Source organism: Streptomyces sp. NPDC050504 (assembly GCF_044458065.1).
Classification (GTDB): Bacteria; Actinomycetota; Actinomycetes; order Streptomycetales; family Streptomycetaceae; genus Streptomyces.
In genome coordinates this window covers 657,606-672,048 of the sequence record NZ_JBITHO010000006.1, presented here as the reverse complement: position 1 = coordinate 672,048, position 14,443 = coordinate 657,606, and the positions used below count along the sequence as shown (strand labels likewise).

General features: G+C 75.8%; 9 protein-coding genes. 7 read left to right on the top strand and 2 right to left on the bottom strand.

What is annotated here, in order from left to right; translation table 11 throughout:
* Positions 1-68: 68 nt before the first annotated feature.
* The 6 genes from ACIBNE_RS25620 (at position 69) to ACIBNE_RS25595 (ending at position 10,974) form a co-directional block, all read left to right on the top strand.
* The gene (locus ACIBNE_RS25620) at positions 69-953 is read left to right on the top strand and encodes a kinase (RefSeq protein ID WP_399275311.1); all 885 of its coding nucleotides are present in this window, start codon (positions 69-71) and stop codon (positions 951-953) included.
* A complete protein-coding gene (locus ACIBNE_RS25615) occupies positions 946-1,998 on the top strand; it encodes a PLP-dependent cysteine synthase family protein (protein WP_399275309.1) in 1,053 nt (350 codons plus the stop codon). The genes ACIBNE_RS25620 and ACIBNE_RS25615 overlap by 8 nt, the downstream gene beginning before the upstream one ends.
* On the top strand, positions 1,995-3,290 hold the full coding sequence (locus ACIBNE_RS25610) for an ATP-grasp domain-containing protein (RefSeq protein ID WP_399275308.1): 1,296 nt from the start codon (positions 1,995-1,997) through the stop codon (positions 3,288-3,290). Before ACIBNE_RS25615 ends, ACIBNE_RS25610 begins: the two co-directional genes overlap by 4 nt.
* Positions 3,287-4,975: an argininosuccinate lyase gene (argH, locus tag ACIBNE_RS25605; RefSeq protein ID WP_399275306.1), complete on the top strand. Its 1,689-nt coding sequence runs from the start codon at positions 3,287-3,289 to the stop codon at positions 4,973-4,975. Before ACIBNE_RS25610 ends, argH begins: the two co-directional genes overlap by 4 nt.
* Positions 4,976-5,026: 51 nt before the next feature.
* Positions 5,027-6,121 carry a MupA/Atu3671 family FMN-dependent luciferase-like monooxygenase gene (locus ACIBNE_RS25600; RefSeq protein ID WP_399275304.1) on the top strand — a complete coding sequence of 365 codons (1,095 nt, stop codon included), beginning with the start codon at positions 5,027-5,029 and terminating at the stop codon, positions 6,119-6,121.
* Positions 6,122-6,240: 119 nt separating this feature from the next.
* A complete protein-coding gene (locus tag ACIBNE_RS25595; RefSeq protein WP_399275302.1) occupies positions 6,241-10,974 on the top strand; it encodes an amino acid adenylation domain-containing protein in 4,734 nt (1,577 codons plus the stop codon).
* On the opposite strand, the gene ACIBNE_RS25590 is transcribed toward ACIBNE_RS25595, so the two are convergent.
* Both ACIBNE_RS25590 and ACIBNE_RS25585 read right to left on the bottom strand, forming a co-directional pair.
* A complete protein-coding gene (locus ACIBNE_RS25590) occupies positions 10,931-12,223 on the bottom strand; it encodes an MFS transporter (protein WP_399275300.1) in 1,293 nt (430 codons plus the stop codon). The two genes, ACIBNE_RS25595 and ACIBNE_RS25590, sit on opposite strands and share 44 nt — an antisense overlap.
* Complete coding sequence (locus ACIBNE_RS25585; protein WP_399275298.1) at positions 12,220-12,894, bottom strand: helix-turn-helix domain-containing protein; 675 nt, start codon at positions 12,892-12,894, stop codon at positions 12,220-12,222. The genes ACIBNE_RS25590 and ACIBNE_RS25585 overlap by 4 nt, the downstream gene beginning before the upstream one ends.
* Positions 12,895-13,163: 269 nt before the next feature.
* Here ACIBNE_RS25585 and ACIBNE_RS25580 point away from each other — a divergent pair, with 269 nt between their 5' ends.
* Complete coding sequence (locus tag ACIBNE_RS25580) at positions 13,164-14,396, top strand: cytochrome P450 (RefSeq protein WP_399275296.1); 1,233 nt, start codon at positions 13,164-13,166, stop codon at positions 14,394-14,396.
* The last annotated feature ends 47 nt before the right edge of the window (positions 14,397-14,443 follow it).

Sequence of the window (14,443 nt, the reverse complement as noted above, 5' to 3'; positions counted from 1 at the left end):
CACATCTCCGAGACACCTCCGAGAGAAAGCCAAGGGGCAAGGTGGGTCAGACCGAATGGAGGGTGGGCGTGGCATCGGCCCCCATACACCACGGAGAGGTCCTCCAGGGCGCGTTCCCCCGCGGACCGGGGCTCGTCCGGGGACTCGTCACCCTGCCGTGCGCCATGTACTCGGTGCGCGCGGCGTTCACACCGGACGCGTCGGGCGAGGTGACCGTGGTGCCCGCGTGGAAGAGCAAGGCGCGCACCGCGGCCGGGCTCGCGCTCGTGGCGCTGGACCTGCCGGGCGGCGGGCGCCTGGAACTGTCGGGCGACGTGCCGCTGGGCCGCGGCTTCGGCTCCTCCACCAGCGACGTGCTCGCCGCGATCAACGCCGTCGGCAACGCCTTCCGGGTGACGCCGACGCCGGAGGAGGCGGCGAAGGTCGCCGTACAGGCGGAGATCGCGTCGGACTCGCTGATGTTCGGCGACCGCGCGGTGCTCTTCGCCCAGCGCGAGGGCGAGGTGATCGAGGACTTCGGCGCACCGCTGCCGCAGCTGCGCATACTCGGCTTCGGCTCCCGCCCCTCGCACGACGGCACGGCGGGACGGGGCCTCGACACGCTGGCGCTGCCGCCCGCCCGCTACACGCGCCGCGAGACGGAGAGGTTCGCGGAGCTGCGGGCCATGCTGCGCGAGGCCATCGCCACCAAGGACCTCCCCCTGCTGGGCGAGGTCGCGACCGCGAGCACCAGGATCAACCAGCGCCACCTGCCGATCCCCGCGCTCGACCGGATCCTGGGAATCGTCGACGAGGTCGGCGCGGCGGGACTACAGACCGCACACAGCGGCGACATCTCGGGGATCATCCTCGACCGGGACGATCCCGAGGTCGACGCCTGCACGGAACACGCGCAGCGAGCGCTGCGCGCCATCGGAATCGTCGAGCAATGGAAGTTCAACACAGATGACTGACACAGTGTCGACGGCAGGTCCCAAGGTCTACCACTCCGTGCTGGAGGCGACGGAGTTGCCGCGCCTCATCCGCGTCACGGACAACCTCTACGCGGCGGCGTTCACGCTCATGAAGCTCCTGCCCGCCCGGTACATAGTGGACCGGGCGGAGGACGAGGACGTCCTCACGCCCGGCACGCCGGTGATCGAGACGTCGTCCGGCACGTTCGGCCTCGGCCTCGCGATGGTGTGCCAGCTGCGCGGCTACCCCCTCACGATCGTCGGCGACCCCGTCATCGACGACGACCTGCGCAGGCGCCTCGAAATGCTGGGCGCGCGCGTGGAGATCGTGCACGACCACGGCGGACCCGGCGGCATCCAGGCGGCCCGCCTCGCCCGCGTCGAGGAACTGCGCCAGGAGCGCCCCGACAGCTTCGTGCCACGGCAGTACGACAACCCCGACAACCCCGCCGCGTACAACGCCGTCGGCGACCTCGTCACCGGCACGCTCGGCTCCGTCGACTGCCTGGTGGGGCCGGTCGGCTCCGGCGGCTCGACCGGCGGGCTCGCCGCGTCCCTGCGGCTCGCCAACCCGGGGCTGCACCTCGTCGGCGTGGACACCCCGGGCTCCATCATCTTCGGCGCCGCCGAGGGGACCAGGCTGCTCAGGGGACTGGGCAGCAGCATCATCCCGGGCAACGTCGACCACCCCGCGTACGACGAGATCCACTGGGTCGCGCCGCCCGAGGCGTTCGACGCGACCCACGAGCTCTACCGCAGGCACGGCCTGTTCATGGGCCCCACCAGCGGCGCCTCGTTCCAGGTCGCGGCCTGGTGGGCGGCACGCAACCCGTACGACACGGTCCTCATGGTGCTGCCCGACGAGGGCTACCGCTACCAGTCGACCGTCTACAACGACACCTGGCTGCGCGCGAACGACGCGCTGCCCGCGCCCAACCCCGAAGGCCCCCGCCTCGTCGAGCACCCCGCAGAGGTGAACGCCGCCTGGACCCGCATGATGTGGGCGCGGCGGGGCTACGAGGCCGTCGTGGGAGCGACACCGTGAGCGCCGCCCGGCGCGTGCTGCTGCTCGTGGAGTCCAACACCACGGGAACGGGACGGCAGTTCGCCCGCCGAGCCCGCGAACTCGGCATCGAGCCGGTCCTCCTCACCACGGACCCCGACCGCTACCCGTACGCGGCGCTCGACGCGCTGCGCACCGAACTCGCCGACACCTCCGACGAGTCGGCGGTCCTCGCGACCGCGCGCCGCGTCGCCTCCGGCAGCGGCGCGGCCGGCCCGGCCGAGATCGTCGGGGTGACGTCCAGCTCCGAGTACTACATCGCCGCGGCGGCGGCCACCGCCGCGCGCCTCGGCCTGCCGGGACCCGAGCCCGACGCGGTCCGCGCCTGCCGCGACAAGGCCCTCCAGCGGCGGCGGCTGCGCCAGGTGGGCCTGCCGGTACCGCGCTTCGCGGTGGTGCGGGACACGGCGACGGCCCTCGCGGCCGCGCGGCGCATCGGCTTCCCCGTGGTGCTCAAACCCGTCCAGGGCTCCGGCAGCCTGGGCGTCCGCAAGTGCGCGGACGCCGACGAGACCGCACGCCACGCCGCCGCCCTGGGCGCGGCCACGGTCAACGAACGCGGAGTGGCCGTGCCGCCGGACTTCCTGGTCGAGGAGTACCTGCCGGGCGACGAGTACTCCGTCGAGGTCCTCGGCACCGGCGCCCTGGCCGTCGTCGCCAAACACCTCGGGCCGCCGCCCGTCTTCGTCGAGACCGGCCACGACCTGCCCGCGCCCGTCGACGGCACCCCCGATGGCGACGCCCTGCGCAGCCTCGCCCGGCGCGCCGTCACCGCGCTGGGCCTCGGCTGGGGCGCCGCCCACGTGGAGCTGCGGCTGCGCGGCGGCGAGGCGCACGTCATCGAGGTCAACCCCAGGCTCGCGGGCGGCATGATCCCCGAACTGGTCCGCAGGGCGAGGGGAGTCGACCTGGTCGCCGAGCAGGTGCGCGCCGCCGCCGGACTCGCCCCGCGGGACGCGCCCCGCGCCCCGGGCGGGGCCGCCGCCATCCGCTTCCTCACCACACCGCACGCAGCGGTGCTCGGCGACGCGGACACCCTGGCCGAACTGCTCGCGGCGGCACGGCGGACGGCCGGTGTCGTGGACGTCGCCCTGTACCGGGAGGCCGGTGCGCCCGTGGCGCCCGCGACGGACTTCCGGGGCCGCGTCGGCCACGTGATCGCGGAGGCCGACGAACCGGCGGCGGCCGGGCGCGCGGCGGAACACGGCCTCGTAGCGCTGCGCGAGGCGCTGCGACGGACACCGACCGGGACACCGGGGGAGGCGACCGGATGAGCGGCACCGAACGCGACGACGGCACGGGAGTCGACACCGGGCGGCTGCGCACCGGCCTCCACCCCGAGGCCCACCGCATCGTCTACGACCAGTACCTGCCCGCCGCGGAGGACGGCACCGCCGCCGACACGCTCGGCGAGGAACTGACCCTGATCAGCGAGGTCGACCGGGCCCACCTCGTGATGCTCGCCGAGCGCGGCATCGTGCCCGCGGGGCGCGCCGCCGCCCTGCTGCGCGCCGTCGACGCACTGCGCGGCGAGGACTTCGCCCCCGTACGCGAACGGCCCATGCCGCGCGGCGTCTACCTCGCGTACGAGTCGTGGCTGGTCGGGACCCTGGGCGAGGAGGTCGGCGGGGTGCTGCACACCGGCCGCTCGCGCAACGACCTCAACGCCACCACCGCCAGGCTGCGCGCCCGCAGGCACGCGGCGCACCTGCTGGACGCCACCCGGCGGCTGTGCGAGGTGCTGCTGGACCGCGCCGACGCGCACCGCGCGGTGACGATGCCCGCCTACACGCACGGCCAGCCGGCCGTCCCCGTCACCTACGGCCACTACCTCACCGGCCTCGCCACCGCCGTCCTGCGCGCCCTGGAGGACCTGCTGGGCGCCGCCCGCGAGATCGACGTCAACCCGCTCGGCGCCGGGGCCGTCGGCGGCACCTCGGTCCCCGTCGACCCGGACCGCACCGCCGAACTGCTCGGCTTCTCCCGGGCCTCCCGCAACTCACTGGACTCCGTCGCGTCCCGCGACTTCGGCCTGCGCCTGCTGGCCGCCGCCGGAGTGCTCGGCGTGGTCGCGGCCAGGGCGGCCCGCGACCTCTCCACCTGGACCTCCGAAGAGTCCGGCCTGCTGCGGCTCGCCGACGACCTCGTCGGATCGAGCTCGATGATGCCGCAGAAGCGCAACCCGTTCCTGCTGGAACACATCCAGGGCCGCGCCACCGCGGGACTCGGCGGGTTCACGGCCGCGGCCGCGGCCATGGCCACCGCCCCCTACACCAACGCCATCGCCGTGACCGGCGACGCGCTGCGCCACGTCTGGCCCGGGCTGCGCGGCACCACCGACGCCGTCACCCTGCTGCGGCTCGTCGTGGCGGGCGCCGAGCCGGACGCCGAGCGGATGCTGCGCCGCGCGGCCGACGGCTTCACCAGCGCCACCTACCTCGCGGAGCGGCTGGTCGCGGCGGGCGTGCCGTTCCGCGCCGCGCACCACCTCGTCGGCCGGACCGTCGTGGCCGCCCTGGAGTCCGGGGCGACGCTCACGGAAGCGGCGGCGGCCGAACCCGCCGTCGCGGCGGCCGCCCCGGCCGACGGCGACCGGGAGTGGCTGCACCCCACCGCGGTCGCCGCGGCCTGCGCGTACGGCGGCGGACCAGGCGGCGAGGCGACGCGCCTCGCGGTCCGGGAGCTGCGCGAGCAGCTCGCGGACCGGACCGCCGAACTGACCCGGCGCACCGCCCGTTGGGCGGAGGGCGCCGCGCTGCTGGACGCGGCGGCGGCGAAGGTCGCGGCGACCGGGGACGGACGGGGACCCGCCAACGCCACCACGCCCGCCAGTGCTTCCACACCCGCCACCGCCTCCACGCCCGCCACCGCCCCGGCACACGCCGCCCCGGCACTCACCACCGCTCCAGTGCCCGCCACCGCTTCCGCACCCGGCACCACCCCACCACCCAGCACCTGACACCACCGGTGTCCGCCGACCGGCGGCGGGCGCCGATTTCGGGGGAACACCATGGACTTCAGCCTCTTCTACTTCGCCGACGACAGCACCGCCCCGACCGGGCCCGGCGCGAGCCGCTACCGCATCCTGCTCGACGGCGCCAGGTTCGCCGACGAAGCGGGCCTCACCGCCGTGTGGACGCCGGAACGCCACTTCCACCCCTTCGGCGGCCTGTACCCCAACCCCGCGGTCACCGGCGCCGCGCTCGCCGCCGTCACGCGCCGCGTCCGCATCCGCGCGGGCAGCGTCGTCGCCCCGCTCCACGACCCGCTGCGGATCGCCGAGGAGTGGTCCGTCGTGGACAACCTCTCCGGCGGCCGGGTCGGCGTGTCGTTCGCCTCGGGATGGCACGCCGTGGACTTCGCGCTGCGCCCCGACGCCTACCGGGACCGGCGCCGCATCACGCTCCGGACCATGGAGGACGTACGGGAGCTGTGGCGCGGCGGGGAACGCGCCGTACGCGACGGCGCGGGCGGCGGGGCCCGGGTGCGGATCTTCCCGCCGCCCGTGCAGCGCGAGCTGCCGGTCTGGCTGACGAGCGCCGGCGACCCCGGCACGTTCCGTGCGGCGGGCGAGGCCGGGGCGGGGGTGCTCACGCACCTGCTCGGCCAGTCGATCGACGAACTCGCCGGGAAGACGGCCGAGTACCGGCGGGTGCTGGCCAAGCACCACCCGGGCGAGCCGGGGCACGTGACCGTGATGGTGCACACCTTCCTCGGGGACGACACCGACGAGGTGCGCGCGGCGGTGCGCGGCCCGCTCCGCGCCTATCTGGGCAGCTCGGTGGAGCTGGTCGTACGGTCGGCGCTGGCGCTGGACCCCGGGTTCGACTTCGGCGCGCTGGAGCAGGAGGACATCGACTTCCTGGTGGAGAGCTCCTTCGGACGGTACTTCGACGAGCGGGGGCTGTTCGGCACGGTCGGGCGCGCGGCGGCGGTCGTGGAGCGACTGCGCGCGGCCGGGGCCGACGAGATCGCCTGCCTGATCGACTTCGGCGTCGGCACGGCGGAGGTGCTGAAGGGGCTCGGCCACATCGCGCGGCTGCGCGAGGCGGCGGCAGCGGGCGCGCGGGCGGGCACGGGCATAGGCCCGGGAGTACGGCGATGAGGGCGCGGGACCCGGGGGGCGCACCGGACCCGGCGGGGCCACCGGGCGCGTCGAATCCGCCGGACCCGCCCGGCTCCCCGTACCCGCCGGATCTCCCCGGCTCCCCGTACCCGCCGGACGTGGTGATCCCGTTGTCCCACGGGCAGTTGCGCTTCTGGTTCCAGCAGGAGATCCAGGCCGCGGGGGAGGGCGCGGAGGGCGGCGGGCAGCCCAACGTCGCGCTGCCGCTGCGACTGAGCGGCGACCTGGACCGGGACTCGCTCGGCGCCGCGCTGCGGGACGTCGCCGCCCGTCACGAGAGCCTGCGGACGGTCTTTCCCGCGCCGGACGGCGTGCCCCGCCAGTACGTGCTCCACGAGGTGCCCGAGCTGCGGCAGTTGACCGTCACGGCGGTGGACGCGGCCCGGCTCGCCGGGGCCGTCGCGCACGTCGCGGGACGGAAGTTCGACCTCGGGCAGGAGCCCCCGCTGCGCGCGGCCCTCCTCGCGCTCGCTCCCGACGACCACGTCCTGGTCGTCGTCGTGCACCACATCGCCTGCGACGCCTGGTCGCTCGCGCCGCTGCTGCGCGACCTCGCGGCCGCCTACCGGGCGCGCCGCGCGAATGGCCCGCACGACCGTCGTCAACTCCCCGTCCAGTACGCCGACTACACCTTCTGGCAGCGGGAACTCCTCGGCGACGAGAACGACCCGCGCAGCCGGGCAGCCGCCCAAATCGAACACTGGCGGGACGCGCTCGCCGGACTGCCCGAAGAGATCGCGCTCCCCGCCGACCGGCCGCGACCCGCCGTGGCCTCGCACCGCACCGGCTGGGTGCCGCTGCGCGTGGACGCCGCCACGCACGCGGCGTGCCGCCGCCTGGCCAAGGAGCGGGGCGCCACGCCGTTCATGGTCCTCCAGGCCGCTCTCGCGGGGCTGCTGACCAGGCTGGGGGCGGGCACCGACGTGCCCGTGGGCACGATGCTGGCGGGGCGCACGGACAGCGCCCTCGACGAACTGGTCGGCTTCTTCGCCAACACCGTCGTCCTGCGCACCGACACGTCGGGCGACCCGTCGTTCGCCGAGCTCGTCGGCAGGGCGCGCGCCGTCTCGCTCGCCGCGCACGCCCACCAGGACCTGCCGTTCGACCGGGTCGTGGAGGCCGTGGGGCACGAGCGCTCCGCCGCCAGGCACCCGCTGTTCCAGGTGATGCTGACCCTGCGCAACACCTCGCCCCCCGTGCTCGACCTGCCGGGGCTGCGCGCCGAACTCCTCCCGGAGTCGCGCGAGGAGCCGATCCTCTTCGACCTGCTCCTCGACCTCGCGGAGCAGGAGGGCGGGGCCGGGGAGGCGGACGGAGTCACCGGTCGGCTCTGGTACGCGAAGGACCTGTTCGACCACGTCACCGCCGAACGGCTCGCACAGCGGTACGCGGCGTTCCTCAAGGCCGCCGCCGGGGCGCCCGAGCGCCCCGTCGGTCTGGCCGACCTCCTCGGGCCCGCCGAGCACGAGCGGCTGCGCGCCGCCCGAAGGGCCGCCGAACACGGGCTCCCCGCGCCCGGGATGCTGGCGCTCTTCGCCGCGCGGGTGCGCGAGGCGCCGGGGGCCACGGCCGTCGTGGACCGCCGTACCCGCCTCACGTACGCGCGGCTCGATGCGGAGTCCGACCGGCTGGCCCGGTTCCTCACCGCGCGCGGCGCGGGCCCCGAGACGGTGATCGGCCTGGTCGCCGAACCTTCGGCGGCGCTCGTGGGGGCCGTGCTCGCGGTGCTCAAGGCGGGCGCGTGCTACCTGCCGGTGGACCCCGAGCAGCCGCCCGTGCGCATCGCGCGGATGCTCGGAGGATCCCGCCCGGCCCTGGTGCTGACGGACACCCGCAGCGCTCCCGCGCTGCGCGCCGCACACGCGGCGGGAGCACCGGCAGGGGAGTGGCGGACGCTCGACGACCCCGAATTCTTGGGGGAGTTGGCGGACGGATCGCCCGGAGGCGAGCCTCCCGCACGCCCCGCCGACGACCTCAGCGCCGCCTACACGCTCTACACCTCGGGCTCCACCGGACGCCCCAAGGGCGTGACGGTGACCCGGGCCGGTCTGAACGGCCTGCTGGACGCCGTGCAGCGGGTGCTGCCGCTGGGCCGCGCCGACCGGCTCCTGTCGGTGACCACGCCCGGCTTCGACATCGCCCAACTGGAGTTCCTCCAGCCCCTGTTGCGCGGCGCCCGGCTGGTCGTCGCCGACCGGACGGCCGTACGCGACCCCGCCGCGCTGGCCGGGCTCGTCGCGGACGAGGGCATCACCGCGGCCCAGGCCACACCGTCGCTTTGGTCGGGCGTCGCGCTGCTCGCGCCCGAGGCCCTGAACGGGCTGCGGGTCCTGGTCGGCGGCGAGGCGCTGCCCGCCCCGCTGGCCCGCCAACTCCACGACCGTACGAGCCAATTGGTGAACGTGTACGGCCCCACGGAGACCACGGTCTGGTCCACCGCCGCGCCCGTGGGCCCCGCCGACCTCGACGCGCCGCCCATCGGCCGCCCGCTGGCCAACACGCGCACGCACGTCCTGGACGCGGGCCTGCGACCGGTCCCCGACGGCACGCCGGGCGAGCTGTACATCGCGGGCACGGGAGTCGCACGCGGCTACGCGGGCCGCCCGGGGGCCACCGCCGAGCGGTTCGTGGCCGACCCGTACGGGCCGCCGGGCACCCGCATGTACCGCACGGGCGACCTGGTCCGCAGCGGCCCGGACGGGACGCTGCACTTCCTCGGCCGCGCGGACGCCCAGCTCAAGATCAGGGGCTTCCGCGTCGAGCCGGGCGAGATCGAGTCGGTGCTGGGCCGGGATCCGGGCGTGGCGCGCGCCGCCGTCGCGCTGCGCGACGAGGCCGGGACGGGGGAGCGGCGCCTGACGGCGTACGTGGTGCCGACCGCGGGCGCGGGGCCCGCGGGGCGCGCCCGGCTGGCGGTTGCGCTGCGCGAACGGGTCGCCGACGCGCTGCCCGCGTACATGGTGCCGACCGTGGCCGTCGTGGACGCGCTGCCGCTGACGCACAACGGCAAGCTGGACCGCGCCGCCCTGGCGTCCCTGCCGCTGACGCACCGGGACGCGGCCGCCGAAGGGGAACGCGACCGGCGGCGGGCGGGGCCCAGGGAGGCGCGGCTGTGCGCGTTCTTCGCGGAGGTGCTGGGCCTGCCCGAGTCGGAGGTGTCGGCCGACGACAGCTTCTTCGCGCTGGGTGGCGACAGCATCATGTCGATCCGGCTCGTGGCACGGGCCCGTGCCGCGGGGCTCGCGGTGTCGGCGCGGGACGTGTTCCGGCACCGGACGGCGAACGCGCTGGTCGCGGCGCTCGATGCGAGGAGCGCGGCGGGCGTGGCGGGCGCGCCGGGACCGGGGGGAGAGTCCGTGCCGGAAGCGGCCGACGTGCCGACCGGCCCCGTCCCGCTCGCCCCGATCGTCCACTGGCTGCGCGACCTCGGCGGCCCCGTGTCCGGCTACCACCAGTCGGCCCTGCTCCGGACGCCGCCCGGCCTGCGCGATGAGCACCTGTTCACGGCGGTGCGGACCGTGCTCACCCGCCACTACGCGCTGCGCATGCGGCTCACCCGCACCGGCCGCGACGGCTCCGAGTGGCACCTGGACATCCCGCCCGTGACCCCCGAAGAGGTCCGTGCGCTCGCCCGGAGCTGCGCCCGGAGGATCGACGTCGGGGCGCTCGACGAGGACCGGCTGCCGGAGTCCGTCGAGGAGTCGCGCACCCGGGCGGGACGGGGAATCGACCCGGGAAGCGGGGAGTTGCTGAGGGCGGTGTGGTTCGACGCCGGGCGGGAGCGGCCGGGGCGGCTGCTGGTCATGGCGCACCACCTCGCGGTCGACGGCATCTCCTGGCGGATCCTGCTGTCCGACCTCGCCGCCGCCTGGCAGGCAGCCGAAGAGGGCCGGGACCCGGGCCGCGACGAGGGGAATCCGGGGCTCTCGTACCGGGGATGGAGCGAACTGCTGCACCGCGAGTCCCGCGCCAGGATTCCCGAACTCAAGTGGTGGCAGAGCGTGTTGGAGGGCGGCGGGGAACTGCTTCCCGGCGCCCGTCTCGATCCCGTGCGCGATGTGGCGGGCACGCGCGGCGAAGTACCCCGGGTGCTTCCCGCCGACGTCACCGCGCCGCTGCTCTCGACGGTGCCGGCGGCGCTCGGCGCGGGCGTGAACGACGTCCTGCTGACCGCGCTGGCGCTCGCCGTGCACCGCAGCGGCATCGGTGACCGGGCCGGTGACGCGGCCCCGGTGCTGGTGGACGTGGAGGGCCACGGGCGGGAGGAGATCGCGGACGGCCTCGAACCGACGCGTACGGTCGGCTGGTTCACCAGCGTGTTCCCGGTCAGGCTCGACGTCGGACTCGGCCCGTCCGGGGTGGGCGACACCCTCGCCATGATGCGGGGGCAGTTGGACGCGGCGCCCCACCACGGCCTGGGGCACGGGCTGTTGAGGTACCTGGTGCCCGAGACGGCGCCCCTCCTCGCGGCGTTCCCGCCGAGGCAGGTGGTCTTCAACTACCTGGGCCGTTTCACCGGGGAGTTCGGAACGCGGGACGGAACGCGGGACGGGGTGCGGGGCGGGGCGCCGGGCGCCGCGTGGGGCTTCGCCCCGCACGCCCTGCCCGTCGGCGGCGGCTGCGACCCGGCCATGCCGATGTCCCACGCCGTGGAGATCAGCGCCGTCACCCGCGACGGGCCCCGGGGCCCCGAACTGCACGCCGTCTTCGCCTTCGCCCCGGCCCTGCTGGCGCGGACGGAGGCCGCGGCACTCGCGGACCTGTGGCTGGCGGCGCTGCGCGAACTCGTCACGCACGCGGCGGCGACACGGGCCGGACCTCAGGAGGCCTAGCGGTCTCCGTGGGCAGCTCGCGGCAGTGCCGCAGCGGCGAGAAGAACAGCACGAGCCCGGAGAGCGGCACCCCGCACACCAGGATCCACAGCGCGGTCCGCACCCCGAGCACGGAGCCCAGACCGCCGCCGACGAGCGCGCCGACGGGCAGTGCGCCGTAGTTCAGGAAGTACGAGCTGGCGCTGAGCCTGCCCAGCAGCTCCGGCGGGCAGTAGCGCTGCTGGAATCCGGCCTTGACCACGTTGATCGCGACGACCCCGGCCGCCGCGCACATGCCGCCGACCGCGTACAGCGCCACGCCGGGGCCGGGGAAGGTCAGCGGAACGAGCAGCGCGGGCGCCGTGAGGACCAGCGCGAAGACGAGCGTCGCCCGCGAGGTCCCGAGCGCCGACGACACCCGGCGGGCGATCAACGCCCCGATGATTCCGCCCGTGTTGGCGACGGCGATCAGACCGCCGACCGAGCCCGGGTCCAGGTCCACGTCGTGCACCAGGAAGACCACCAGGATCGACTGGTAGCCCATCAGACAGAGGTTGGCGAGGGCCCCGTACAGCGCGAACGCCCGGAACCACGGGTCGTGGGCGACCAGTCGGAGCCCCGCGCGGACCTCGGGGAGCAGCGCGGCCCGCTCGCTCTCCGCAGAGGGTCTGCGCGGCTCGCGGTGCCGGATGCCCAGCAGGCACACCAGACTCATGGCGAACGTGCCCGCGTTGGTGAGCAGGCCGTTGACCGGCCCGACGGCCTGGACGAGGAAACCGCCGCCGCCCTGGCCGACGATCTGCGCGGCCGACGCGCTGCCGTGCAGTTTCGCGTTGCCCTCGGCGAGGTCGTCGGTGTCGAGCAGCGTCGGCAGGTAGGCCGTGTACGCGATCTGGAAGAACACGGCGGCCACCCCGGTCAGCAGGGCCACCGCCAGCAGCCAGCCGAACACGAAGTGGCCGGCCCAGGCGGCCGCGCGCAGCCCGAGGAACAGCAGCAGGCAGGCGAGGGCCGACCACAGCATGACCGGGCGCTTGGGCAGGCGGTCCACCCAGGCGCCCGCGGGCAGCCCGATGACCAGCCACGGCAGCCAGGTCGCCGCGCTGAGCAGGCTGACCTGGAACGTGCCCGCGTCCATCACGGACACCGCGGCCAGCGGCATCGCGACCGCCGTCACGGCGGCGCCGAACTTCCCCGACACCTCCCCGCCCCACAACAGCCGGAAGTCGCGGTGGCGGCGCAGGAGCCCGCCGCGCTGCCGCCCCGTCATTCGGCCGCCTCCCCCGGGGTGCGTGGAAACGCCTGGAGCTGCACCACGACCGGCAGCGCGCCGGGCGGCGGCTCCGCCCCGGGCGCGGGCAGCCTCCGCTCGACGACCTCGGCCAACTCGCGGGTCAGGTCGGCCAGTTGCTCGGGCGTGAGCCGCAGCTCGGTCCACTCGGAGACGGTGGCGGCCGCACGCCAGCGCCGCGGCCACTCCTCGCGCAGGTACCGCGAGACGCGCCCGAAGCTCCACCGCAGCAGTTCTTCGAGACAGGAGGCGACCGCGGCGCGCGACGCGGCGTCGCCGCCCAGCTCCGCGGTGTCGACCACTTCCGTACGGGACGGGGCGCGCCACCACCGCTCGCGGCGGCTGGTGTGCCCCGGGTCCTCCTCGATGAATCCGTGGTGGGCGAGGCGCCGCAGGTGCCAGCTGACGGTACCGGTGCTCTCGCCCACCCGCTCGGCGAGCCGGGTGGAGTTGGACGGGCCGTCGACCCGGAGGACGTCGAGGAGCTGCATGCGCAGCGGGTGCGCGAGCCCGCGCAGGCTGTGGGCGTCCAGCCGGCGTACGGCGGCGGAGGGCCGGGCGCGCGCGTCGGCGGGCGGTCCGGTGCTGGTGTCGGCGGGCGCGGGGCGTCCTTCGGGCCTCGGCGCGGATCCCGTCCCTGTTGCTCCCATGCCTTCACGCTAGACCGCAGAGGGTCCTCTGCCTAGACCCCTCTGCAAAGCCTCCTTTGCAACCGGCCCGGCCCCGCGCACCCGGCCCCGCGCGCCGGGTCCCGTACCGCCGGGTGCGGTAGCGCCAGGTCCCGTACCGCCGGGCGCCGATCCGGCCGGGCGCCGATCTTGTCAGGCGCCGATCTTGTCGGGTCCGTACAGCTCGGGCACCCCCATCGCTGGACCCGTGCCCCATCGGGCGGCGGGCGCCGCCCCGCGAGGATGGGCGCATGCCCGACGCACTGGACCCGGCCGACCCCGACTTCGCCCGCGACCCCTACCCGTACTACGCGCGGCTGCGCGCCCGGGGCCCCGCGGCCCGTGTCGCGCTCGCCAACGGCACGCACGCCTGGCTCGTCACCGGGTACGAGCAGACGCGCGCCGTCCTCGCCGACCCCCGCTTCTCGAACGTTCCGCCGCGCGCGGCGGGCCGCCCCAAGGCGGACTCGCCCGCCCAGCGCGCCAGGGCCTGCCTCGCGCGCCACATGCTCAACACCGACGCCCCCGACCACACCCGGCTGCGCCGGCTGACCAGCGCGGCCTTCGCCCCGCGCCGCGTCGACGCGCTGCGCGCCCGCATCGCGGAGCTGACCGACGGGCTGCTGGACGAGACGGCGGAGCGGCTGCGCGGGACGGGCGGCGCCGACCTGGTCGACTCCTTCGCCTTCCCGCTGCCCGTGCTCGTCATCGGAGAGGTGCTGGGCGTACCGGAGGCCGACCGCGCCGACCTGCGGGAGTGGACCTACCGCGTCGGCTCGCCCGCCGGAGCCCTGGAGCCGGGCGCGGTGGACGAGGCGTGGAGCGAGCTGTACCGGTACTTCGGCGAACTGATCACCGCCAAGCGGCGCGCCCCGGGGCCCGACCTGTTCAGCGCGCTCACGCACGACAGCGCGGAGGGCGGGCTCGACGACGGGGAACTGCTCGCCATGGCGTTCCTGCTGCTCTTCGCGGGCTACGAGACCACCATGAACCTGCTCGCCTCGGCCTCGCTGCTGCTGCTCACCCATCCCGGGGAGCTGGCCGCAGCCCGCCGGGACCCGGCGCGCTGGCCCGCCGTCGTCGAGGAGGCGCTGCGCCACGCCAGCCCGCTGGAGGGCACCACCTGGCGGCGCACCACCGAGGAGGTGACGCTCGGCGAGGACACCGTCATACCCGAGGGCGCCTCGGTCCTCGCGGTGCTCGCCGCCGCCAACCGCGACCCCGAGCACTTCCCCGACCCGGACGCCTTCCGCCCGGACCGCCACCTGCCGGGCGCCGCGCGCCCCGCCCCGCACGCCGCCTTCGGCCACGGCCCGCACTTCTGCGTCGGCTCCCGGCTGGCCCGCCTGGAGGCGGCCGTCGCACTGCCCCTGCTCTTCGAGCGGTTCCCCGGGCTGCGCCTGGCGGCGGACGCGAGCGGGCTGCCGTACCGTCCGGGCCTGCTGGTGCGCGGCCCCCGCAGCGTGCCGGTGACGGCGGACTGAGGGGGCGGTGCCCCGGGAACGGACCCCGGGGCACCGCCCCCTCAGCG